We start from the raw sequence: 22,954 nt of genomic DNA on the forward strand, positions 1-22,954 counted from the left end.
GCCATCCATGTGACGCCGGAAGCGGTGGACGGCGGCGCCATCGCCAAGGTGCGCGACGGCGACCTGGTGCGGGTGGATGCGGTGGCCGGCACCCTCGAAGTGCTGGTCCCGGCCGCCGAATGGGCCGCCCGCACGCCGGTGACCGTGGACCTTTCCGCCTCCCACTCCGGCGTCGGCCGCGAACTCTTCGCCCCCTTCCGAAACGCCGTCGGCCAAGCCGAAAAGGGCGCAAGCATTTTCGCCTTCGCGTGAGGCGAGGTGGTCAGGCCGGCTCGGCGCCGTTGGCGGCGAGCACCGCCCCGGCGAGATAGAGGGAGCCGGAGATCAGCACCCGGGGCGGAGGCACCTGCGAGGTGCGGGTAATGCTGTCGAGGGCGCTGCCTACGTCGCGGGCGACCCGCGCCGACATGCCGAGGCCCATGGCGGCGGCGGCCACGTCCTCGGGCTTGAGGCCCGCATGCTCGCCGGGCACCGGCACCGCGATGGCCTCCCGCACCAGCCCGGCGAAGGGGGCGAGGAAGCCGGTGACATCCTTGGTGCCGAGCATGCCGAGGATGAGCACCAGCGGGCGCGAATAGCGCTCCTCCAGCTCGCACAGGGCATGGGCGAGGGCGGCCCCGCCGGCGGCATTGTGCCCGCCGTCGAGCCACACCTCCACGCCGGCCGGCGCCCGCGCCACCAGCGGACCTAAGGGCAGGCGCTGGAGCCGCGCCGGCCAGTCGGCCTGCAGGATCCCGGCTTCATGGGCCGCCGGAAGCTTCACGGCGCGCAGCGTCGCCACCGCAAGGCCGGCATTGTCGATCTGGTGCGGCCCCACGAGGCGCGGGCGCGGCAAATCGAGCAGGCCGTCCTCGTCGGCATAGACGAGGCGCCCGGCCTCCTCGCTGACGTTCCATTGCTGGCCGCGCACGAACAACGGCGCGAGCTTCTTGCCCGCCGCCCGCTCGATGACGGCGAGGGCCTCCGGCACCTGCGAGCCCACCACCACGGGGCGGCGCGGCTTGATGATGCCCGCCTTCTCGCCGGCGATGGCCTCCACCGAGGTGCCGAGGAAATCCACATGGTCGATGGAGACGGGGGTGATCACGCTCGCCAGCGGCTCGGCCACCAGATTGGTGGCGTCGAGCCGGCCGCCGAGGCCCACCTCCAGCAGCAGCACGTCGGCCGGATGCTCGGCGAACAGCAGGAAGGCCGCCGCCGTGGTGATCTCGAACAGGGTGATGGGCTGGCCGGCATTGGCGGTCTCGGTGCGGTCGAGAGCCTCGGCGAGGGCCGCGTCGGACACCAGCACGCCGCCCCCCGGCGCGCCGAGGCGGATACGCTCGTTGAAGCGCACCAGATGGGGCGAGGTATAGACGTGCACCCGCTGGCCGGCGGCTTCCAGCATGGCGCGCATGAAGGCGATGGTGGAGCCCTTGCCGTTGGTGCCGGCCACATGGATCGTCGGCGGCAGGCGCCGCTCCGGATTGCCGAGGGCATCCAGCAGCCGGCCCATCCGCGCGAGGGACAGGTCGATCTTCTTGGGATGGAGCGCGGCGAGGCGAGTGAGGATCTCGTCGGTGGCGCGCGCGGGCAGGGGGAAGGGGCGGGGCAGGGCCATGTTCATTCTCGCGCGGGCGCGGCAGCGAAGTGCCGGCGCCCGCTGGCGCGTCCTTGTCAGGCCGCTTCGGGGCGGGGCAGGCGGCCCTTGGGCGGCAGGGCCGGCGCCTTCGTGAGCATGCGGCACAGGCGACCCAGCGTGTCGCGCAATTGGTGGCGATGCACCACCATGTCGAGCATGCCGTGCTCGTGCAGGTATTCGGCGCGCTGGAAGCCGTCGGGCAGCTTCTCGCGGATGGTCTGCTCGATCACGCGGGGACCGGCGAAGCCGATGAGGGCGCCGGGCTCGGCGATCTGGATATCGCCCAGCATGGCGTAGGAGGCCGTGACCCCGCCTGTGGTGGGGTTGGTGAGCACCACGATGTAGGGCTTCCTGGTCTCGCGCAGTTCCTGGATGGCGGCGGTGGTGCGCGGCATCTGCATGAGGGACAAAATCCCCTCCTGCATGCGCGCCCCGCCCGAGGCGGCGAACATGATGAAGGGCGTGCCCTTCTCGGCGGCGGTCTGGAGCCCCTTCACCACCGCCTCGCCGGCGGCCATGCCGAGCGAGCCGCCCATGAAGCCGAAATCCTGCACCGCGATGGTCACCGGCAGTTCGGTGAGCAGGCCGGTCGCCACCTTCACCGCATCCTGGTAGCCGGTCTTGGTGCGGGCGTCCTTCAGGCGGTCGATATAGCGGCGCTCGTCGCGGAATTTCAGCGGGTCGGTGGCCACCTCGGGCAGAGGTACTTCTTCATAGGCGCCGTCGTCGAAGGTGGCTTTCAGCCGCTTCACCGCATCCATGCGCATATGGTAACCGGATGCCGGGATGACGTAGAGGTTGGCCTCCAGGTCCTTGTGAAACACCATCTGCCCGGTTTCGGGGCACTTCACCCAGAGGTTTTCGGGGACCTCGCGGCGCGCCAGGAAATCGCGGATCTTCGGGCGGACGACGTTGGAAATCCAGTTCACGGGCGGTCTCCGGAAGGCGGGCGGACAGCCGCGCTGCGGCGCACACCACTCTGCGTCCATGTAATGGCAAGCGCGACGCGGCGAAAGTGCGGCAGGACGAAGCCGTGCCGCACATTCGTCCACTCAAGTGCCTCCATCGCCCGGCTGCGGGGGCGCAGGATACGTCAGCGCTGGACGGAGCGCACCGCCTCGGCCAGCTCGCTCACCAGCGCTTCGATGCCCGGCAGGGTGTTGGCGGTGGCGTTGCCCTCGGCATCGAGGGTGCGGCGCACCACCTCCACCAGGGCGGAGCCCACCACCACCGCATCGGCGCCGGCGGCGATGGCCTTGGCCTGTTCCGGCGTCCGCACGCCGAAGCCCACCGCCACCGGCAGGTCAGTGTGGGACTTGATGCGGGCCACGGCGGCGGCCACCAGGTCCGCGTCCGGCGTCGCCGAGCCGGTGATGCCGGTGATGGAGACGTAATAGACGAAGCCCGCCGTGTGCTCGAGCACGGTCGGCAGGCGCTTGTCGTCGGTGGTGGGGGTGGCGAGGCGGATGAAGTCGAGCCCGGCGTTCAGCGCCGGCAGGCACAGTTCCTCGTCTTCCTCCGGCGGCAGGTCCACCACGATGAGGCCGTCCACCCCCGCCACCTTGGCGTCGGTGAGGAAGCGCTCCACGCCATAGACGTAGATGGGATTGAAATAGCCCATGAGCACCACCGGGGTGGCGGTGTCCTCTGTGCGGAAGACGCGGACCATCTCGATGGTCTTGGCCAGGGTCTGGCCGGCCTTGAGAGCGCGTAGGCCCGCCGCCTGGATGGCCGGTCCGTCGGCCATGGGATCGGTGAAGGGAATGCCCAGCTCGATCACGTCCGCCCCGGCACCGGGCAGCGCCTTGAGGATGGCGAGGGAGGTCTCCCCGTCCGGATCGCCCGCCGTGACGAAGGTGACGAGGCCGGGGCGGCCTTCCTCTTTCAGCGCGGCGAAACGGGTGGAGATGCGCGTGGTCATGGGCCTGCCTGGATCAAGAAACGGATGGAGGCGCGGGAAAGAGGTCCTTGAGACCGTGCGCCTTATACCCGTGTTCCATGAGCCTGGCTCTTGGGACACGGGTCAAGCCCGCGCGGCGCTTGAGCGTACCCACTTGGCATCGGTCAAAGACCGAGGCCGATGGTCTTATTTGTGGCCGGTGATGGAGCAGGTGGCGCGGTTCGCCGACGTGCCGCCGAGCAGGCGCACCTGGTCGGTTCCCGTCACCCCGGGCACGATGGAGAACAAGGTGGTGGACGACTTGCCCAGCGCCCGGTTGCCGGCGAAGAACTCGCAGGCGACATAGGCCTCCGAGATGGGTGCGGTGGTGCCGTTCTTCACTGAGACCGAGATAAAGGCGCCCGCCGGGTCGGTGATGACCTTGCCGGTGGTCAGCTGGAGCGCTGCGGTCTGGGCCGATGCCGGGGTGGCAACGCCCGCAACACAGGCGGCAACGCCAAACGCAAGAACCGCGGAGAACGACTTCATGGCTAAGCCCCCAGGCTGGTGCCGAGAATTTCCGCCACCTGGGGCACGTCCTTGTCCCCGCGGCCGGACAGGTTGACCACCATCAGGTGATCCTTCGGCAGCTTGGGTGCAAGCTCGACCACCTTGGCGATGGCATGGGCGGATTCCAGCGCCGGAATGATGCCTTCAAGCCGGGTGAGCAGCTGGAAGGCGTCCAGCGCCTCCTGGTCGGTGCAGGAGAGGTAGGTCACGCGGCCCACGTCGTTGAGCCAGGAATGCTCCGGCCCAATGCCGGGATAATCGAGGCCGGCCGAGATGGAATGGGCCTCGGTGATCTGGCCGTCGCCGTCCATGAGCAGATAGGTGCGGTTGCCGTGCAGCACCCCCGGCCGCCCGCCGGCGATGGAGGCGGCATGCTCATGGGTGTCGAGGCCGCGGCCCGCGGCCTCCACTCCGTAGATCGCCACGGTGGGATCGTCGAGGAAGGGGTGGAACAGGCCCATGGCGTTGGAGCCGCCGCCCACGCAGGCGATCAGGCTGTCCGGCAGGCGGCCTTCCATCTCCTGCATCTGTTCGCGGGTCTCGCGGCCGATGATGGACTGGAAGTCGCGCACCATGGCCGGGTAGGGGTGCGGCCCCGCCACCGTGCCGATGCAGTAGAAGGTGTCGTGCACGTTGGTGACCCAGTCGCGCAGCGCCTCGTTCATGGCGTCCTTCAGGGTGCGCGAGCCGGACTGCACGGCGACCACCTCGGCACCCAGCATCTTCATGCGGAACACGTTGGGGGCCTGCCGCTCCACGTCCACCGCGCCCATGTAGACCACGCACTTCAGGCCGAAGCGGGCGCACAGGGTGGCGGTGGCGACGCCGTGCTGGCCGGCGCCGGTCTCGGCGATGATCCGCTCCTTGCCCATGCGGCGGGCGAGCAGGATCTGGCCGAGCACGTTGTTCACCTTGTGGGAGCCGGTGTGGTTCAGCTCCTCGCGCTTCAGGTAGACCTTGGCGCCGCCCAGATGGTCGGTGAGGCGCTCGGCGAAATAGAGCGGGGAGGGGCGGCCCACATAATGGGTGAGGTAGCCCGCCATCTCGGCGTGATAGGCGGGGTCCACCTTCGCCGCCTCGTAGGCCTGCTCCAGCTCCAGGATCAGCGGCATCAGGGTCTCGGCGACGAAACGCCCGCCATGGATGCCGAAGTGACCCCGGAAATCGGGGCCGGTGCGATAGGAATTGAGAGCGGTCACGACGCACGCACTTTCGATGAGAGATCTTCAGGCCCCGGCGCCGTTTTCGCGCGGGTCGGTTCAGCTTCGGCCGGCTGGTCGGGCAGGCGGGCTTCCGGGAGACTGGCCTCGGCGCGCCGGACCGCCGCGACGAAGGCGCGGATCTTGTCCGGTGACTTCACGCCGGGGGCATCTTCCACGCCAGACGATACGTCCACCCCGTCCATCCGGACCTCGGAAAGGGCCTGCGACACATTGTCGACAGTGAGGCCACCGGAAAGCATGAGCGGGCGGGCGACGTCAAGGCCGGCGACGAGCCGCCAGTCGAACGGCCGTCCGTTGCCGCCGGGCAGCAGGGCGCCGGGATCGGGCTTGGCGTCGAACAGGATCATGTCGGCCACTTCTGCGTAGGCCTGCAGCGGGGCAAGGTCTTCCCGCCGGCCCACCGGCAGCGCCTTCATGACCGGAAGGCCGAAACGCGCGCGAATGGCGGCGACGCGCTCCGGGCTCTCGTGGCCGTGCAACTGGAGGAGGTCGGGGGAGAAGGCGGCCACCACCTGCGCCACCAGGGCGTCGTCGGGATCCACCAGCAGCGCCACCTTGCGCGCGCGCGCCTCGACCCGGGCCACGAGGCCGGGGGCCTCAGCGAGGGCGAGGTGGCGCGGGCTTTTGGGAAAATGGACGAAGCCCACCAGGTCGGCGCCCGCATCCAGCGCCGCGTCGAGGGCGTCCGCGGTCCTGATGCCGCAGATCTTCACGTCGAGGTGCCGCCCGTCGTGCTTCCTTGGGGCGTGGTCTTTTGCGTCGCGGTTTGCTGCGTCGCTCATCGTCTCAACCTTGCGCGCGCCGCCCGGAACCCGAGACGGCGCATTGCGATCACGTCTCCACGTGGGTGAACTGGCCGGCCTTGCGGAAGCGCCAGAGATAGGTGGGCAGCACCGTCGCGAGCGCGGTGGGGGTGATGTCGAGGCCGGCGAAGGAGCGGCCTTCGGTCTTGGCGGCGTCGGAGACCACGTTGTCCGTGCGCAGCATGGCCACCTGGTCGGTGGTGAGCGGCGCGCCGGGCGCCCATTGGGTGAGGCGGGCCATCAGGTTGGCGAGGCCGAACGGCAGGTCCACGAGCAGGCGCTTGTGGCAGATCTCGTGCAGCACCAGCTCCATCAGCTCCCGGAAGGTGCGTACCTCCGGCCCGCCGAGCTCGTAGGTGGCGCCGGCCTTGGCCTTGCCGTCCACCGCCTTGAGGATGGCGGCGGCCACGTCGCCCACGAACACGGGCTGGAAGCGGGTCACTCCGCCGCCGATCAGGGGCAGCACCGGGGAGAGGCGGGCCATGGCGGCGAAGCGGTTGAAAAACTCGTCCTCGGGTCCGAACATCACCGAGGGACGGAAGATGATGGCATCCGCCGCCGCGGCGCGCACCGCGGCCTCGCCCTCGGCCTTGGTGCGGCCGTAGCCGGAGGCGGAGGCGGCATCGGCGCCGATGGCGGAGATATGCACCAGCGGCGAACCTTCCCGCGCCGCCGCCTGGGCGATGGCGCGGGCGCCGAACACGTGGATGGCGTCGAAGCTCTGGCGTCCGCCCTGGGCGAGGACGCCCACGAGGTTCACCACCGCCTCGGCCCCGTCCACCGCGCGGGCGACGCTCTCGGGATAGCGCACGTTGGCCTGGCTGACCTGGATCTGCCCGACGAAGCCGAGCGGCTGGAGGAAGCCCGCGAGTTCCGGCCGCCGCACCGCCACGCGCACGCGGTAGCCGCGCATGGCCAGCGCCCGCACCACGTGCCGCCCGAGGAAGCCCGAGCCGCCGAACACGGTTACAAGGCTGTCGCTCACAGGACGATCGGTCACCGTCACATCGCTCATGCCGAACCCCCGCTCGCCGGCATTCCGCCGGTCCCCTGTGGTGGTGGATCTGCCGGGACGCTTTCGCGGCGCCGGCACGTCCATATATAGAGTGCGTCGAGCACATACGCGATGCGGGACCCCTCCGTAAAGGCGCTGCGATGCCGCCCTCTCGCCGCGGCGCGTGCACTGGAGAGTTGACGCGGGCGCGCTCCGACACTATAAGCCCGGCACTTCGCTGGCGGTTATGCCGCCGGCTTATCCACCCATTCATGCGCGACGCGGAGGGGCCATACGGGCCGCAAAGCCGGGCGCGAACCAGCAAGGACGGCCGATGGCCAATACGCCTTCCGCCAAGAAAGCGGTGCGCAAGATCGAGCGCCGCACCGAAGTGAACCGGTCTCGCCGCTCCCGCGTGCGCACCTATCTGCGCAAGCTTGAGGATGCGCTCTCGGCCGGCGACGCCACCGCCGCAACCGCGGCGTTCCAGGCCGCCGAGCCTGAGATCATGCGCGCCGTGACCAAAGGCGTGCTGCACAAGAACACTGCGTCCCGCAAGGTCTCGCGCCTTGCCGCCCGTGTGAAGAAGCTCAGCGCTGCTTGATTTAGATCAATCAAGAATGCTGTCTTAACTGTAAAGGCCCGGCACAGCCGGGCCTTTTTGCTTGGTACAATCATAGTGTGGCAGGTAGCGGGCTGCTCGACCCTGGGGCGGCGATAATCCCGATTCTCTCCAACCGTCAAGTCCTGCTTTCCGACCGGTTGTGGAGAGGGCATGGGGCCACCCGTGGACCGATCAGAAAAACAACATCCGGGTGAAAGGCTTAAAGGCTAAAGGTCGGAAGACGCCAAAGCGGACCCATTTCAGGGGTAGGAAAACACCTCGCCGCGCGGCGTTATTTCGCGTCGGTCGGCCGCCGCCGCCACTCGGAATCTCACTGTCGCGACAGAGGTTTGCCGGCTGATATCGAGAGCCGGTGCGGGTCGGTGGCGCTCTGGCTTGTACCCGTTATCCCATGGGGCAGGGGAAAGGCGTTGCACCCCCCAGAGGGGCTGTGTATGTTCAATCTCACTCCGGGAGCGACACTGGGGTTCACCGACAGAATGAAGTTTTCACGGCTCTTCGTGCATGAGGAGGGGATGGCTGTGTTTGTATTCTTTCACCGCTCTCCCTTTGGTTGCTGTGCCGTGAATGTGTGTATCCTTCGTTCCGTCGAGCTATGCTGAGAGTGATTGTCTGGTCCCAGCTCTGAGCACGTTTTAGAACAAGCAAAAATCTGATTAATTCCAACGGCCGCCGATGAACTTCGTCGGCGGAAATGGGGCGGCTATGACTTCTGGCACACAAGCGGCAGCGGATGCAGCGGCATTTAAGGCTCACTTTCCGGCTGCCTTGCGTTGCGTTCCGATCGTCGGGAGTGCTGGCCTCGAGTTCATCTGTACCTCGCCCCCTCCTCGCGGCAAGGATCGCGCATGACTTTGCGCTGATGCCGTAACAGCGTCCTGCGGACGCACCTGAAAACACCGCTCTCATTTTGCGAAAGTGCGCGCAGCCCGAAAGGGCGCGGACGGCTTTTGCGTCACTAACCAGGGAACCGCGTTGAACGCGGTCGGGGCTCCATGCTCAAACCTCATGCGCCGGACGCGCGCCGTGCCGGATCGAACACGTTTCAGCCTGCCCTTGCGGAGACCGCCGGAATGGAATGCGCGACGACCGCGACCACCCCTTGGGAGCGCGTCCGTCAGCGCCTGCGTGAAGAGATCGGCGAGGAGAAGTTCACCAGCTGGTTCGCCCGCATGGACCTCGACAAGCTGACCGCCGACGCGGTCCTGCTCTCCGTGCCCACGCGCTTCCTCAAGTCGTGGATCCAGGAGAATTATCTGCCCCGGATCGCCGACATCTGGGCCGAGGAGAGCGGCACCAAGCGGCGCGTGGACCTTGCCGTGCGCAACGCATTTGCCCGTCCCGTGGCGCTGAAGGCGACCACGGTTCGGGAGGTGGTGACCGAGCGCACCGACCTGCGTTCCGGTGATACGCGCCAGCAGCCGGCCCGGGCTTCCGATGCGCGCTCCGCCGATGGGCGCGGCTCCGAGCCGCGGGCTGTGGAGCCCCGCGCGGCGGCTGCCGCCCTGTCCGACGCAGCGGCGGGGGACGTGGCCTCCGGCTCCCCCCTCGACGCGCGCCTCACCTTCGAGACCTTCGTGGTGGGCAAGTCCAATTCGCTGGCCTTCGCTGCTGCCAAGCAGGTGGCCGAAAGCGCTCCCGGCTCGGCGCCGGTGTTCAACCCGCTTTATCTCCATGCGGCGGTGGGCCTCGGCAAGACGCACCTGCTGCAGGCCATCGCCCGGGCCGGCGCGGTGGGCGGCCGGCGCACCACGTACCTGACCGCCGAGCGCTTCATGTACGGCTTCGTGGCCGCGCTGAAGACCCATTCGGCCATCGCCTTCAAGGATGCCCTGCGCACCATCGACACGCTGGTGATCGACGACCTGCAGTTCCTGAAGGGCAACAATCTCCAGCAGGAATTCTGCCACACCCTCAATGCCCTGCTCGACGGCGGGCGGCAGGTGGTGGTGGCGGCGGATTGTCTGCCCGGCGAGCTTGAGCATCTCGACGAGCGGGTGCGCTCGCGCCTCGCCGGCGGCCTGGTGGTGGAGCTGGCCGCGCTGGAGGAGGACCTGCGCCTCGAAATCCTGAAGGCGCGCTACCAGACCCTGACCGAGCAGCACCCGGGCTTTGCCGTGCCGGCACCGGTGCTGGAGTTCCTGGCCCGCAGCGTCGGCCAGAGCGGGCGCGACCTCGACGGCGCGCTCAACAAGCTGCTGGCCTTCAACCAGCTGACCGGCGAGCCGGTGACGCTGGAGATGGCGGAAAACGCGGTCAAGGACCTCATCCGTCCCACCGATCCCAAGCGGGTGCGCGTGGACGACATCCTGCGGGTGGTGGCCAAGCATTATAACGTGTCGCGCGCGGACCTCCTGTCCCAGCGCCGCACCGCCACAGTGGTGAAGCCGCGCCAGATCGCCATGTATCTGGCCAAGACGCTGACCTTGCGCTCGCTGCCGGAAATCGGCCGGCGCTTCGGCGGTCGCGACCACACCACCGTGCTGCACGCGGTGCGCAAGATCGACGGCCTCGTCAACGCCGACCGGGCGCTGGCCGAGGAAATCGAGGTCTTGAAGCGCCTCGCCCTGGAAGCCTGAGACGGCCTTCGTCGACCCACCGGGCCCGTGATCGCCCCACCTTGGTCCCCGAATCCGGCGCCTGACGGCGCCGTTTTCGTTTGTACCGGCCCCGCGGATTGGTGCGTTTCCAGCGACCGTTTCAGCCGCGCGGGTATGGGCTGCGGTGGATCCTGGGGGCGTGGGCGGCGCCATACGGTAAAAATCAGCCAGCCGCCCTTGCCTTGGCGCGCCTTGGGCGGCAATGTCTGCGGCCCGGCATCCGTCTCCCGGCGGGTGCCAGCGCGACGCTTCCTGCGTTCCGCGCAATCGCCACTTGGCGCGCGATCCACCTTGCCCGCGACAGCGGGGAAGGGCGGAGCGGGCGCCGTCCCCGAACGACGAGGCGGACCCACCGGCGGGACGTAGGCGCCCGTGGCAGGCCGGCTCCAGAGCGAAGAGTGAACGGGCCAGGACCATGAAGGTCACCGTCGAGCGCGCCGAGCTTCTCAAATCGCTCAGCCACGTCCACCGCGTCGTCGAGCGGCGCAACACCATTCCGATCCTCGCCAACGTGCTGATCAAGGCGGGCAAGAACGGGCTGGAGCTGAAAGCCACCGACCTCGACCTGGAGGTGGTGGAGATCGTTCCCGCCGAGACCGGCCAGGCAGGGGCCACCACGGTGCCCGCCCATGTGCTCTACGACATCGTGCGCAAACTGCCCGAGGGCGCGCAGGTGCAGCTGGAGGCCGGCGGCGAGCGCGGCACCCTCACCGTCAAGGCGTCCCGCGCCCGGTTCTCGCTGCAGACTTTGCCCGAGGCCGACTTCCCGGACCTCGCAGCCGGCGAATTCTCCCACACCTTCAAGGTGAAGGGCGCGGACTTCCGGCGCCTGGTGGACAAGACCCAGTTCGCCATCTCCACCGAGGAGACGCGCTATTATCTGAACGGCATCTATCTCCACGTCACCGAGGGCGCCAGCGGCAAGTCCATGCTGCGGGCGGTGGCTACCGACGGCCACCGCCTCGCCCAGGCCGAGCTGGAGGCGCCGGCGGGCGCGGCTGGCCTGCCCGGCGTCATCGTGCCGCGCAAGACCGTGGCGGAGATCCAGAAGCTGCTGGAGGACAAGGAGGCGGAGGCCACCATCTCGCTCTCCACCACCAAGATCCGGGTGCAGGTGGGCTCTATCGTGCTCACCTCCAAGCTCATCGACGGCACCTTCCCCGACTATGGACGGGTGATTCCCCAGGGCAACGACAAGACCCTGATCGTGGACAAGGACGAGTTCGCCGCCGCGGTGGACCGCGTCTCCACCGTGTCCAGCGAGCGTGGTCGCGCGGTGAAGCTGTCGCTGGCCGAGGGCAAGATGACGCTGTCGGTTACCAATCCCGATTCGGGCAGCGCCACCGAGGAGCTGGAGGTGGACTACACCGCCGAGCCCCTCGATATCGGATTCAATTCCCGCTACCTGCTGGACATCACCTCGCAGCTGGAAGGCGACACGGCGGAACTGAAGCTGGCCGACCCCGGCTCGCCCACGCTGGTGCGCGATTCCACCCGGACGGATGCGCTCTACGTGCTCATGCCCATGCGGGTGTGAGCACGGGGGGGGTGAGAACCGCGGGTGTGAGTTTGGCGGCCGGCGCCAAGCCGCACTGCGTTCCTGCGGGACCGGCCGCATCCGACGGAAGACCGGCCGAAAGGTCCATGCCCCACGCCGCCATCCGCAAGCTCACCCTCACCGCCTTCCGGTCCTATCCGTCGGCGCAGGTGAGCGTGCAGGATGGGCCGGTGGTGCTCACCGGGCCGAACGGGGCGGGCAAGACCAATATCCTGGAAGCCCTGTCCTTCCTCTCTCCCGGGCGGGGGCTGCGGCGTGCCCAACTGGGCGATGTGGGCCATCGCGCGCCGGGCGTCGCCGGCGAGGCGCCGTGGGCTGTCTCCGCACTGGTCGAGGGCGCGCTGGGCGAGGTCCGCCTCGGCACCGGCCATGACCCGGCGCAGGAGGGCGGCGTGCGGCGCTGCCGCATCGACGGCGAGCCGGTGCCCTCCGCCAATGCCTTCCTCGACCATCTGAAAGTGCTGTGGCTGACCCCGGAGATGGATGGCCTGTTCCTCGGCCCGCCCGGCGACCGGCGGCGCTATCTCGACCGTCTCGTGCTGGCGGTGGATGGCGCCCACGGCACCCGGGTCAACGGTCTGGAGCGGGCGTTGCGCTCGCGCAACCGGCTGTTGGAGGAGAACGGCTCGGCGCGCTTCCTCGATGCGGTGGAGCATGAGGTGGCGGAGCTGGCGGTGGCGGTGGCGGCGGCGCGGCTGGAGACGGTGGCCCGCCTTGGCGCCGAGATTGCGGCCCACCGCGACGACGCCTCCCTCTTCCCCTTCGCCGAGCTGGCTCTCGACGGGGCGGTGGAGCGGCTGATCGCCGTCCATCCCGCGCTGGAGGTGGAGGACCGCTACCGCGTCCTGTTGCGCGACAACCGTCCCCGCGACCGGGCGGCGGGCCGCACCCTGGAGGGGCCGCACCTCACCGACCTGTCGGTGAGCCATGGCGAGAAGCAATTGCCCGCAGCGCGCTGCTCCACGGGGGAGCAGAAATCCCTGCTGATTGGCCTCACCCTGTCCCATGCGCGGCTGGTGGCCTCCATGCAGGGGCTCTCCCCCATTTTGCTGCTGGACGACGTGGTGGCCTATCTCGACGCCGCGCGCCGCACCGGCCTGTTCGAGGCGCTGGCCCGCCTTGGCGCGCAGGCCTGGATGACCGGCGCCGACCCCACCGCCTTCGCCGCTCTTGAAAGTGCCGAGCGCTTCGAGGTGGCACCGGGGGCCATCGCGCGGGCCTGAGGGGCGCGGTCATCTTTTGAGGGTGCATTCCGGACGCATGCAGCGTCGGCGCAATGCGCGCCGGAATTTAGCGCAAGGGGGCTGCAAGCCGTCCGTTTCTGCCTCATGGACCAATCACAGCTCGATTTTGGAACGAGGCGCCGTCCTCCCCCTCTCCCGCGTGCGGGGGAGGGCTGGGGAGGGGGCAGGCTCGTGCCAGAAGGCACCGGCGGCGCCGAGGAAAAACACCGTTGCCCCCTCCCTGCCCTCCTCCGCAAGCCGGAGAGGGTTTGCACCTCGCCCGGTCGCATCTGTGGAGGGTCGCGCCGGGTGCCGGCCCCCCTATAAGCCCGCTTGACTCCCCTTCGAGTAAACATCATATATCATACATACTAATAAGACGACCCGTGGGAGGGATGATGATCCGGCAGATTCTGGGTGGCACACTCGCGCTCGCGGCGGCCGCCGCCATCGGCATGGTACCGGCGCATGCGCAGCCGCAGGACGTGACGGTGGGCTTCGTGCTGCCGCTCTCCGGCGGCTCGGCCACCATCGGCAACCAGACCAAGCTCGGCGCCCAGGTGGCCGCCGAGCAGATCAATGCGGCGGGCGGCATCGCCTCCCTCGGCGGGGCCAAGCTGAAGCTGATCTTCGCCGACAGCCAGTCCAAGCCCGACATCGGCGCGTCCGAGACCGAGCGCCTGATCCAGCGCGAAAACGTCGCGCTGCTGGTGGGCGCCTACAACAGCGCCGTCACCTTCCCCGCCTCGGAAGTGGCCGAGCGCTACAAGACGCCGTGGATCGTCACCGGCGCGGTGAAGGACGAGATCACCGAGCGCGGCTTCAAATACGTGTTCCGCCCCAACAACAAGGCCACCTACGACGCGCGCGAGCAGCTCGATGCCATGGATCTCCTGAAGAAGGAGACCGGCAAGGGTCCCTCAAGCATCGGCCTGTTCTACGAGGGCACCGACTGGGGCCGCTCCCATGCCGCCAACATCAAGAAGTTCGCCAAGGAGCGCGGCTACGCCATCAGCCTCGACGAGAGCTTCCCGCCCAACCAGGTGGATTTCACCGCCCAGCTGCTGAAGATCCGCGCGACGAAGCCCGAGGCGCTCATCGTGGTGGCGTACACGCCGGACCACCTGCTGTTCACCCGGCAGTATTTCGAGAACAAGATCAACATTCCCTTCGGCATCCACTCGGTGGGCGGCGGCTCCGAGGACCCGTCCTTCTACAAGGCGGTGCCGCAGAAGGCGGTGGACTATCTGTTCGTGCAGGAAGACTGGCAGATCGACCGCCTGAAGACCGACACCGACCCGCGCGTGGTGGACGCCAACACCCGCTTCAAGGCGCAGGCGGGCTACGACATCAACTCCTACGGCGCCCAGGGCATCTCCAACGTCTACCTCATCAAGGACGTGCTGGAGCGTTCCGCCTCCGCCGACCGCGAGAAGATCCGCGACGCGCTGGCGGCCACCGACATCACCTCCGGCATGCCGCTCATCGTCGGCTACCAGCGCATCAAGTTCGACGAGCAGGGCCAGAACACCTTCGGCCACGGGGTGATTTCCGAGAACATCGGCGGCGAGCGCCGCACCATCTGGCCCTCCGCCAACCGCGCCCCCGACACCAAGCCGGTGTGGCCGGTGCCGGACTGGTCGGCCCGCTGAGGCTCGCCTCCGCGCAGCACTGCGGGCGCCGGATCGCCGGCGCCCTTTTTCACCTGCTCCCACATCCCCCGTCCCCGATCCCGGACTGCGCCGCGTGCCGCGCGCCGTCCCCACGGAGGTGACCCCATGGATCCCTTGACCCTTTCCTTTGCGGTCATCAACGGACTTCTGCTCGGCGGAATCTACGGGGGCGTCGCCCTCGGCCTCAGTCTCATCTTCGGCGTCATGCGCGTCATCAATTTCGCGCACGGTTCGTTCCTGATGCTGGCCATGTATTGCTCATATCTTCTTTGGGCGAGCCTTGGCGTGCATCCCTATGTGAGCATCCTCGTCACCGTGCCGTTTCTGTTCGGCGTGGGCTATCTAGTGCAGAGCGTGGTCATCTCGCCGCTCATCCGGCGCGAGCGGGCGCTGGTGGTGGAGCCCACCAGCGCGCTGCTGCTCACCGCCGGCGTCTACCTCGTGGTGGACAATAGCGTTCTCATGGCCTTCGGGCCGGACGTGCGCTCGGTGACCACCGACATCACCTACGAGTCGATCTTCGTCGCCGGCCTGCCCATCAACATGGCCCGGCTGATCGGCTTCGCCGCCGCCATCCTCGTGGCCTTCGCCCTGTCGTTCTGGCTGAAGCATTCGGACATGGGCCGCGCCATCCGCGCCACGGCGCAGAACCGGGATGCGGCGGCCATGTCCGGCATCAACGTGCCGCTGATCTACAACGTCACCTTCGGCCTCGGCTGCGCCGTGCTCGGCCTGTTCGGGGCGCTGCTGGTGCCGTTCTTCTCCATCACCCCCACCATCGGCCTGTCGTTCGGCATCAAGTCGTTCCTGGTGGTGGTGCTGGGCGGCATCGGCTCCATCCCGGGCTCGATCCTCGGCGGGCTGCTGCTCGGGGTGTTCGAATCCGTCGCCGCCCAGTTCGTCACCGCCACCTCGGCGGCGATCTTCTCCTTCGGCCTCTTCATCGTGATCCTGCTCATGCGGCCCGCCGGCCTCATGGGCCGAGCCTGAGAAGGCACGAGTCCCCATGCGCGCCTCCTTCACCCTCATCCTGGGCCTGCCGCTGCTCGTGGCGGCGCTGATCCTGCCGTTCGTGGTCGCCGACAATTACGTGGTCCATTCGGCGGCCATGGTGCTCTATTTCGCCTACATGGCGTCGTCGTGGAACTTCGTCTGCGGCTATGTGGGACAGGTCTCGCTGGGCCACGCCGCCTTCTCCGGCATTGCCGGCTACGCCAGCGTGCTGCTGTTCACCGGGCTTGGGCTGTCGCCCTGGATCGGCATGATCCTCGGCGGCATTCTGGCGGCGGCCATCTCGGTGCCGGTGGGCTATGCCACCTTCCGGCTGAAGGGGCCCTACTTCACCCTCACCAGCATCGCGTTTGCCGAGATCATGCGCATCTGGCTGGAGAATACCGACGAGTTCCTCGGCATCCCGCTGAAGGGCGCGCAGGGGCTCACCGTTCCGCCGGTGGGGGGCACGAGCTTCCTTGCCTTCCAGTTCGACGGCAAGCTGCCCTATTACTTCATCATCCTCGCCATGCTGGTGGGGGTGATGGCGGCGACCCACCTCATGGAGCGCTCGCGGCTCGGCTTTTACCTGAAAGCCATCCGCGGCAACCGCGACGGCGCCGAGGCGCTGGGCATCGACCCCACCCGCTACTGCCTGACCGCGCTGGCGCTTTCCGCCTTCCTCACTGGCCTCGGCGGCGCCTATTACGCGCAGCTGTTCCGCTACATCAATCCGGAGCGGAACATGGGCATCGACCTGTCCATCGACATGGCGGTGATGACCATCGTGGGCGGGCAGGGCACCCTCCTCGGCCCGACTCTGGGGGCCCTGGTGCTGCATCCGGTGGGCGAGATGGTGCGCGCCACCCTGGGCGGCCACGTGCTGGGGCTGCACCTCATCATCTACGGCGTCGTGCTGATGCTGGCGGTGCTGTATTTCCCCAAAGGCATCATCGCCCCGCTCCAGCGCTGGCTGACCCCCGCGCCGAAAGCGCCTGCGCCCCAAACGCCCGCGCACATCGTGACGCCCAAGGAGGTCGAGGGACGATGAGCACCCGCATCCTCGAGGTGGACGGCATCTCCAAGCGCTTCGGCGGCCTGCAGGCGGTCTCGCCGCTCTCCTTCCACATGGAGCCGGGCGAGATCCTCGGCCTGCTCGGCCCCAACGGCGCGGGCAAGACCACCGCCTTCAACATGATCGCCGGGGCGCTGCGCACCGACACCGGCGCCATCCGCTTCAACGGCCGCGACATCGTGGGCGAGAAGCCGTGGGACATCTGCCGGCGCGGCATCGCCCGCACCTTCCAGCTGTCGAAGCCGTTCGGCGGCCTCTCCGTGGTCGAGAACGTGATGGTGGGCGCCTTCGTGCGCACCGCCTCCGAGACGGAAGCCCGCGCCGAGGCCGAAAAGGTGGTGGATTTCCTTGGCCTGTCCGCGAAGGCATGCACCGATGCGGAGGACCTCACCGCCTTCGACCGGCGCAAGCTGGAACTGGGGCGGGCGCTCGCCACCGCCCCGCGCCTGCTGCTGATGGATGAGGTGGTGGCCGGCGCCACCCCCACCGAGGCGCAGGAGATGGTGGCGCTGGTGCGCCGGGTGCGCGACCTCGGCGTGTCCATCCTCATCGTCGAGCACGTGATGAAGGTGATCATGGGCCTTTCGGACCGGGTCATCGTGCTCGACTACGGCAAGCTCATCGCCGATGGACCGCCGCAGCAGGTGGTGAACCAGCCCGACGTGCTGAAGGCCTATTTCGGAGAGCGCTATGTCCATGCCCGCGCTTGAAAATACCGCGTCCCAGCGGGGCGGACGGGAGGCGCCTGCGCTTGAGGTGAAGGACCTGTGGTCCGGTTATGGCGAGCAGGACGTGCTGCGCGGCATCGACATCGCGTTGAAGCCGGGCTCCATCGTGGCGCTGATCGGCGCCAACGGGGCCGGCAAGTCCACGCTTCTGCGCACCATTTCCGGCCTCATCCGCCCGCGCCGGGGCGAGATCCGCCTCGGCGGCGAGGTGCTTTCCGGCCTTCCGCCGCACCGCATCGTGGAACGCGGCTTCGTGCAGTCGCCGGAGGGCAAGCAGCTCTTCCTCGACATGTCCATCCGCGAAAATCTGCTGGTGGGCGCCGCCAACCCGCGCGCCCGGGCGCGGCGGGAGGAGACGCTGGAGGAGGTGTTCGACCTCTTCCCCATCCTGAAGGAGCGGCAGGCCTACAACGCCTCCACCCTGTCCGGCGGCCAGCAGCAGATGGTGGCGGTGGGCCGCGCGCTCATGGCCCTGCCGCGGGTGCTGGCGCTGGACGAGCCGTCGCTGGGGCTTGCCCCCATCATGGTGGACCGCCTGTTCGAGAGCATCGCCCGCATCCGCGAGCGCGACCTCACCATCCTCATCATCGAGCAGAACGTGTTCCAGGTGCTGGAGATGGCGGACTACGGCTACGTGCTGGAGAACGGCGCCGTGACCCTCTCGGGGACCGGGCCGGACCTGCTCGCGAACGATCATCTCAGGGCGAGCTACCTGGGGCTGTGAGCCCCGCCGCCCCATCGGGAGAGACCCACATGACTGCTTTGGAGCGCTTCGCCGTCATCACCGGCGGCGGCACGGGGATCGGCCGCGCGGTGGCCGAGCATCTGCTTGGCGAGGGCTACACCGTGGTGGCGGCCGGACGCGACCGGGATGACGATCTGCCGGCGGCCATCCGCTTCGCCGAGCTGGATGTCACCGACGCGGCGGCCGTGACCGCTTTCGCCGCTGGCTTCCCGCGCCTGTCGGCGCTGGTGAACTGCGCCGGCATCATCCTGCACGACGCGAAGGAACTGACGCCGGAGGGCTTCGCCAAGGTCATCGACGTGAACCTCAACGGCTCCAACATCACGACCCTCGCCTTCCGCGCGGCTCTGGGCGCGGCGGGCGGGGCGGTGGTGAACACGGCGTCTATGTGGAGCTATTTCGGCTCGGGGCGGAACCCGGCCTATGCGGCCAGCAAGGGCGCCGTCCTCCAGCTCACCCGCTCCCACGCGGTGGGGTTCGCGGCCGAGGGCATCCGCGTGAATGCGGTGGCGCCAGGCTGGATCGAGACCCGCCTGTCCGCCGGCGCGTTGCAGAATCCCGAGCGGGCCGGGCCGATCATGGCGCGCATCCCCATGCAGCGCTGGGGCAAACCGGCCGACGTGGCGCAGGTGGTGGGCTTCCTCCTGTCCCCGGCGGCGGCCTATGTGACCGGGGTCATCATCCCGGTGGACGGCGGCTACGGCATCGCGTGAGGGGCGGTCGCGGGAGGTGTTTTGCCCGCCGCCTCCCCACCGTCATGCCCCGGCTTGACCGGGGCATCCATCGCGTCGTGCGCGCGCTGTGTGAAGGCGGGAGCGCGTCCCGGCCGCACCATGGATCCTCCGGTCGAGCCGGAGGATGACGGTGGGTGCGAGACGGATGACGGCGGTTCCGGGTTGCGCCCTCACTCCGCGGTGAGTGAGGCGAGCTTGCGCTTGCCGGGCGGGGCCTTGGCCTGCTCGTCCAGCCAGTCGGCCATGACGAGGCCCCAGGCGATGTCCTGCTGGATGGCATGCTGCGCCCGCTCCGGATCGCGCGCCCGGAGCGCTTCCAGAACGTCATAGTGGCGGTGGTCCTCGCCGGCGATTTGGCGCGGCGGCAACGTGGAGTGGAACACGCTGAGCAGCGGCCCCATCAGGGTCCACATGTTCTCCACGATGGATTCGAGCAGCGGCAGCTCGGCGATCTCGATCAGCGCGAAGTGGAAGTCGCGGTTCTTCAGGCTCGCCTTCTTCGGGTTGGAGGCGGCGGCCTCGATGAACTCGTCCTGGATCTGCTCCAGCCGGCGGATCTGCTTGTCGGTGATGCGCTCCGCCGCGCGGGCGGAAGCCGCGCCCTCCAGCTCCATGCGGATGAGCTGGATCTCCTTCAGCCGCGCGCTGTCCAAGAGCGGCACATGGATGGCGGTGGCGGCCTTCATCTCCAGCGCCTGCTCGCTCACGAGGCGGAAGATGGCCTCGCGCACGGGGGTGATGGAGGTGCCGAGATCGGCCGCGAGCGCGGAGATGCGCAGCCGCTCGCCGGGCTCGAACTGCCCGTCGATCAGCGCCCGGCGGATGCGGCCGTAGACGCGGGCCGAAAGATTTTCCTTCTCGATCTGCCGCAACTCGGCCATGGCATCCAACGCTTCTGAAGGGGTCCAGATACACCCTATATCATACGGCCAGCGCCGGTGCGGTGCTGGGGGATTTGCTCCCCTGCATTGCATCCTCCACAAGCGCGTCCGCGAACCGCCCCGCCTCGATGGCGAGGATGGCGCGCACCACCTCCGCCTCTTCCAGCACCCGAGGGAAATGCCGGGCATGGGGCGCCGACAAGGTGAGGCGGGCGATGGTGTCCGCTTCCTCAGGCGTGGGCGCCGCGCCGGCGAGGGCGGTGAGGCTCGTGGGCAGGCCGGTGGCGTTGTAGAAGCCGAGGAGATCGGCGAAGAAATTCGCGTCGCGGCCTTCCAGCACCAGTTGCACCAGCACCCCATAGGCCACTTCCAGCCCGTGCAGCGCGCGGGCATATTTCGGCACCGCGGAGAGGCCACGCGTCATGGAATGGGCGATGGAGAGGCCGCCGCTCTCGAAGCTGAGGCCGCTCATGAGCACGGTGGCCTCCACCACCAGGTCGAGGGCGTCGTCCGCTTCCTTGCGGTCCACGGCAGCGAGGGCGGCCGGGGCGTGGCGTCGCAGCACGTCGTAGCAGCCGCGGGCGAGGATGAGGGCCGAGAAGGCGGGGTCGGCACCGAACACGTTGCGGCCCTTCGCGGCCACGCAGCGCTCCACCTCGAACAGTTTCACCACCGCGTCGCCGATGCCGGCGAGGAACAGCTGGCGCGGCGCCTCGGCGATGACTTGGGTATCCACCAGCACCAGGTCCGGATTGGCGGGCAGCTTCTCCACCGCCAGCAGGCGGTGGTCGTCGTCATAGAGCACGTAATTATGGCTGGTGGGCGCGTCGGTGGAGGCGATGGTGGGGATGGTCGCCACCTTCGCGCCGATGCGGTTGGCCAGCGCCTTGCCCGCATCGATGCACTTGCCGCCGCCCGCCGCCGCCACCAGCGGGGGCGGGGTGTCACCCAGCGCGGCGCGAAGGCGGTCGATCTCCGATGGCGAGCTTTCCCCGCCGAAGCGCAGGCGGACGAGGTTCACCCCCGCCGCCCGGCACGAGGCCTGAAGGTGGTCGCCGAACAGATCGTCGATGAAGGGATCGATGACCAGCGCGGCGCTGTCGGTGAGGCGCGCCAGCTCGGGACCGAGATGATCCAGCGCGCCCTTGCCCTGCACATAGCGCCGCGGCGCGCCGAACACCTTCATCTGGACCCTCCGATTCTTGTCCTGCGTCTGGCGGGGCACGCCCCATGGGCGCCGTTCCGAACATGATATATCGTGTATGATAATCGGAGATCAAGCGTCTCCGGGGCAAGACGTTCCATTTCGGGCTCGGATACGACCGCCCTTTTCAGGGGCGGGCCACCTGCCGTAAAAGGCCGGCATGCCGATCCGTCCCGCCACCCCCGCCGACATCCCCGCCATCGCCGCCATCTATGACGAGGCCGTGCGCATCGGCACCGCCTCGTTCGAGCTGGCGCCGCCCGGCGTCAGCGAGATGATGCGCCGCCACGCGGCCCTTGTGGAGGCGGGCTTTCCCTATCTGGTCCTGGAAGAGGGTGGGGCGGTGCTGGGCTATGCCTATGTCAGCGCCTTCCGCCCGCGCATCGCCTATCGCCACACGGTGGAGAATTCCATCTATGTGGCGCCTGCGGCGCAGGGGCGCGGGGTCGGCCGCGCCCTGCTGGAAGCGCTGATCGCGGCGTGCGAGGCTGCAGGCTTCCGCCAGATGGTGGCAGTGATCGGCGACAGCGCCAATGCAGGCTCCATCGGCCTGCACCGCGCCTGCGGCTTCGCCGATATCGGCATCCTGCCGGCCACCGGCCTGAAGTTCGGCCGGTGGATCGATACGGTGCTCATGCAACGCTCCCTCGGACCCGGCGCCGACACCGTGCCCGAGGAAGCGGACCTCAGCTTCAGCGGGTGATCAGCGTGCCCGCGCCGTGGTCGGTGAGCAGTTCCAGCAGCACCGCGTGGGGCACCTTGCCGTCGAGGATGACGACGCCTTCCACGCCCGCCTCCAGGGCGTAGATGCAGGTCTCCACCTTGGGGATCATGCCGCCGGAAATGGTGCCGTCGGCGATCAGCGCCCGCACCTCGGCGATGGTCAGCTTGGGCAGCAGCTGCTTGTTCTTGTCCAGCACGCCGGGCACGTCGGTGAGCAGCAGGAAGCGCTTGGCCCCGAGCGCGCCGGCGATGGCGCCCGCGAAGGTGTCGGCGTTCACGTTGTAGGTGCCGCCGTCCACCGCCGCCGCCACCGGGGCGAGCACCGGGATCAGATCGCGGCCGAGGATCTGGTCGAGCACGGTGGTGTCCACCGTGTCCGGCTCGCCCACGAAGCCGAGGTCCACCACATGGTCGTTGTCCACCACCACGCGGTTGGCCTTGCGGGCGCGAACCATGTTGCCGTCCTTGCCGCACAGGCCGATGGCCTTGCCGCCGGCCTCGTTGATGAAGCCCACGATCTGCTTGTTGATGGAGCCGGCGAGCACCATCTCCACGATTTCCACCGTGGCCTTGTCGGTGATGCGCAGGCCGGCCGCGAACTCGGACTTGATGCCGAGCTTGGCCAGCATGGCGCCGATCTGCGGGCCGCCGCCGTGCACCACCACCGGGTTCACGCCCGACTGCTCCAGCAGCACGATGTCCTGCGCGAAGGTGCGCGCACCTTCCTCGCCGCTGATGGCATGGCCGCCATACTTCACCACGACGATGGCGTCGTCGTAGCGCTGCATGTGGGGCAGCGCCTTGGCCAGCACCTCGGCCTGCAGCTGGGCTTCCGACACCTGCGTGGAAAGGGGCTCGTTCATGACGGGCTCGCTCATGAGTCTTGGAGAGCCCCCGGCGGGTGCCGGGGCGGCGCCGTTCTAGCCGTTTCCCCGGCGCCGTGAAAGGGCATGGCGGTGGGCGGCGCGTGGGCCTATCTTTTGCGCATATTCCCTAGCGTCAGTCTTCCACTGGTCGCGGAAAGGTGATCAGAAGCGGCCACCGACCCAACACATTCGGCAGGTCAACAGCCCCCGGCACTCCGGGTGCGACCTGCCTTCAGGAC

21 protein-coding genes and 1 pseudogene are annotated in these 22,954 nt (G+C 68.6%); 12 read left to right on the top strand and 10 right to left on the bottom strand.

The window, feature by feature from the left end; all coding sequences use genetic code 11:
* Positions 1–252 (top strand): annotated as a pseudogene (locus FZ033_RS10865) (dihydroxy-acid dehydratase domain-containing protein); the annotation flags it as partial.
* A gap of 10 nt (positions 253–262) precedes the next feature.
* Here the strand turns inward: FZ033_RS10865 and FZ033_RS10870 are convergent.
* From FZ033_RS10870 to FZ033_RS10900, 7 genes are all read right to left on the bottom strand, one after another.
* The gene (locus FZ033_RS10870) at positions 263–1,606 is read right to left on the bottom strand and encodes a bifunctional folylpolyglutamate synthase/dihydrofolate synthase (protein ID WP_149576176.1); all 1,344 of its coding nucleotides are present in this window, start codon (positions 1,604–1,606) and stop codon (positions 263–265) included.
* 50 nt (positions 1,607–1,656) lie between these two features.
* Complete coding sequence (gene accD, locus FZ033_RS10875) at positions 1,657–2,550, bottom strand: acetyl-CoA carboxylase, carboxyltransferase subunit beta (protein WP_149576177.1); 894 nt, start codon at positions 2,548–2,550, stop codon at positions 1,657–1,659.
* Positions 2,551–2,714: 164 nt separating this feature from the next.
* Positions 2,715–3,542: a tryptophan synthase subunit alpha gene (gene trpA, locus FZ033_RS10880; RefSeq protein ID WP_149576178.1), complete on the bottom strand. Its 828-nt coding sequence runs from the start codon at positions 3,540–3,542 to the stop codon at positions 2,715–2,717.
* Between the two features lie 165 nt (positions 3,543–3,707).
* On the bottom strand, positions 3,708–4,049 hold the full coding sequence (locus tag FZ033_RS10885) for a hypothetical protein (protein WP_149576179.1): 342 nt from the start codon (positions 4,047–4,049) through the stop codon (positions 3,708–3,710).
* A 2-nt stretch (positions 4,050–4,051) separates the two neighbouring features.
* Positions 4,052–5,269 (bottom strand): tryptophan synthase subunit beta, encoded by a 1,218-nt coding sequence (gene trpB / locus FZ033_RS10890; RefSeq protein ID WP_149576180.1) that lies wholly within the window; start codon positions 5,267–5,269, stop codon positions 4,052–4,054.
* Entirely contained in the window at positions 5,266–6,006 is a 741-nt protein-coding gene (locus FZ033_RS10895) for a phosphoribosylanthranilate isomerase (RefSeq protein WP_149576459.1), read from the bottom strand. Before FZ033_RS10895 ends, trpB begins: the two co-directional genes overlap by 4 nt.
* A 118-nt stretch (positions 6,007–6,124) precedes the next feature.
* A complete protein-coding gene (locus tag FZ033_RS10900) occupies positions 6,125–7,111 on the bottom strand; it encodes a complex I NDUFA9 subunit family protein (RefSeq protein ID WP_149576181.1) in 987 nt (328 codons plus the stop codon).
* A 313-nt stretch (positions 7,112–7,424) separates the two neighbouring features.
* Here FZ033_RS10900 and rpsT point away from each other — a divergent pair, with 313 nt between their 5' ends.
* The 10 genes from rpsT to FZ033_RS10950 all read left to right on the top strand — a co-directional run bounded on the left by rpsT (position 7,425) and on the right by FZ033_RS10950 (position 19,020).
* Positions 7,425–7,694, top strand: coding sequence for a 30S ribosomal protein S20 (gene rpsT, locus FZ033_RS10905; protein ID WP_149576182.1), 270 nt, complete (start codon positions 7,425–7,427; stop codon positions 7,692–7,694).
* Positions 7,695–8,788: 1,094 nt separating this feature from the next.
* Positions 8,789–10,294: a chromosomal replication initiator protein DnaA gene (dnaA, locus tag FZ033_RS10910; protein WP_149576183.1), complete on the top strand. Its 1,506-nt coding sequence runs from the start codon at positions 8,789–8,791 to the stop codon at positions 10,292–10,294.
* Between the two features lie 436 nt (positions 10,295–10,730).
* A complete protein-coding gene (gene dnaN, locus FZ033_RS10915; RefSeq protein ID WP_149576184.1) occupies positions 10,731–11,852 on the top strand; it encodes a DNA polymerase III subunit beta in 1,122 nt (373 codons plus the stop codon).
* A 107-nt stretch (positions 11,853–11,959) separates the two neighbouring features.
* Positions 11,960–13,096 carry a DNA replication/repair protein RecF gene (gene recF / locus FZ033_RS10920; protein ID WP_149576185.1) on the top strand — a complete coding sequence of 379 codons (1,137 nt, stop codon included), beginning with the start codon at positions 11,960–11,962 and terminating at the stop codon, positions 13,094–13,096.
* A 398-nt stretch (positions 13,097–13,494) separates the two neighbouring features.
* Positions 13,495–14,748 (top strand): ABC transporter substrate-binding protein, encoded by a 1,254-nt coding sequence (locus FZ033_RS10925; protein ID WP_149576186.1) that lies wholly within the window; start codon positions 13,495–13,497, stop codon positions 14,746–14,748.
* Positions 14,749–14,874: 126 nt separating this feature from the next.
* Positions 14,875–15,759, top strand: coding sequence for a branched-chain amino acid ABC transporter permease (locus FZ033_RS10930; RefSeq protein WP_149576187.1), 885 nt, complete (start codon positions 14,875–14,877; stop codon positions 15,757–15,759).
* A 16-nt stretch (positions 15,760–15,775) separates the two neighbouring features.
* Complete coding sequence (locus tag FZ033_RS10935; RefSeq protein ID WP_149576188.1) at positions 15,776–16,810, top strand: branched-chain amino acid ABC transporter permease; 1,035 nt, start codon at positions 15,776–15,778, stop codon at positions 16,808–16,810.
* Complete coding sequence (locus FZ033_RS10940; protein WP_149576189.1) at positions 16,807–17,544, top strand: ABC transporter ATP-binding protein; 738 nt, start codon at positions 16,807–16,809, stop codon at positions 17,542–17,544. Before FZ033_RS10935 ends, FZ033_RS10940 begins: the two co-directional genes overlap by 4 nt.
* On the top strand, positions 17,525–18,286 hold the full coding sequence (locus tag FZ033_RS10945) for an ABC transporter ATP-binding protein (protein ID WP_149576190.1): 762 nt from the start codon (positions 17,525–17,527) through the stop codon (positions 18,284–18,286). The genes FZ033_RS10940 and FZ033_RS10945 overlap by 20 nt, the downstream gene beginning before the upstream one ends.
* A 29-nt stretch (positions 18,287–18,315) precedes the next feature.
* Entirely contained in the window at positions 18,316–19,020 is a 705-nt protein-coding gene (locus FZ033_RS10950) for an SDR family NAD(P)-dependent oxidoreductase (protein WP_149576191.1), read from the top strand.
* Between the two features lie 191 nt (positions 19,021–19,211).
* Here the strand turns inward: FZ033_RS10950 and FZ033_RS10955 are convergent, their stop codons facing one another.
* A complete protein-coding gene (locus FZ033_RS10955; RefSeq protein ID WP_149576192.1) occupies positions 19,212–19,922 on the bottom strand; it encodes a GntR family transcriptional regulator in 711 nt (236 codons plus the stop codon).
* Between the two features lie 40 nt (positions 19,923–19,962).
* The gene (locus tag FZ033_RS10960) at positions 19,963–21,108 is read right to left on the bottom strand and encodes a glycerol dehydrogenase (protein ID WP_149576193.1); all 1,146 of its coding nucleotides are present in this window, start codon (positions 21,106–21,108) and stop codon (positions 19,963–19,965) included.
* 178 nt (positions 21,109–21,286) lie between these two features.
* On the opposite strand from FZ033_RS10960, the gene FZ033_RS10965 reads away from it, so the two are divergent.
* Positions 21,287–21,829: a GNAT family N-acetyltransferase gene (locus tag FZ033_RS10965; RefSeq protein ID WP_149576194.1), complete on the top strand. Its 543-nt coding sequence runs from the start codon at positions 21,287–21,289 to the stop codon at positions 21,827–21,829.
* On the opposite strand, the gene argB is transcribed toward FZ033_RS10965, so the two are convergent.
* Positions 21,819–22,712: an acetylglutamate kinase gene (argB, locus tag FZ033_RS10970; protein WP_149576195.1), complete on the bottom strand. Its 894-nt coding sequence runs from the start codon at positions 22,710–22,712 to the stop codon at positions 21,819–21,821. The two genes, FZ033_RS10965 and argB, sit on opposite strands and share 11 nt — an antisense overlap.
* Positions 22,713–22,954 lie beyond the last annotated feature (242 nt).

The sequence above is a fragment of the Xanthobacter oligotrophicus genome, from assembly GCF_008364685.1.
Lineage (GTDB): Bacteria > Pseudomonadota > Alphaproteobacteria > Rhizobiales > Xanthobacteraceae > Xanthobacter > Xanthobacter oligotrophicus.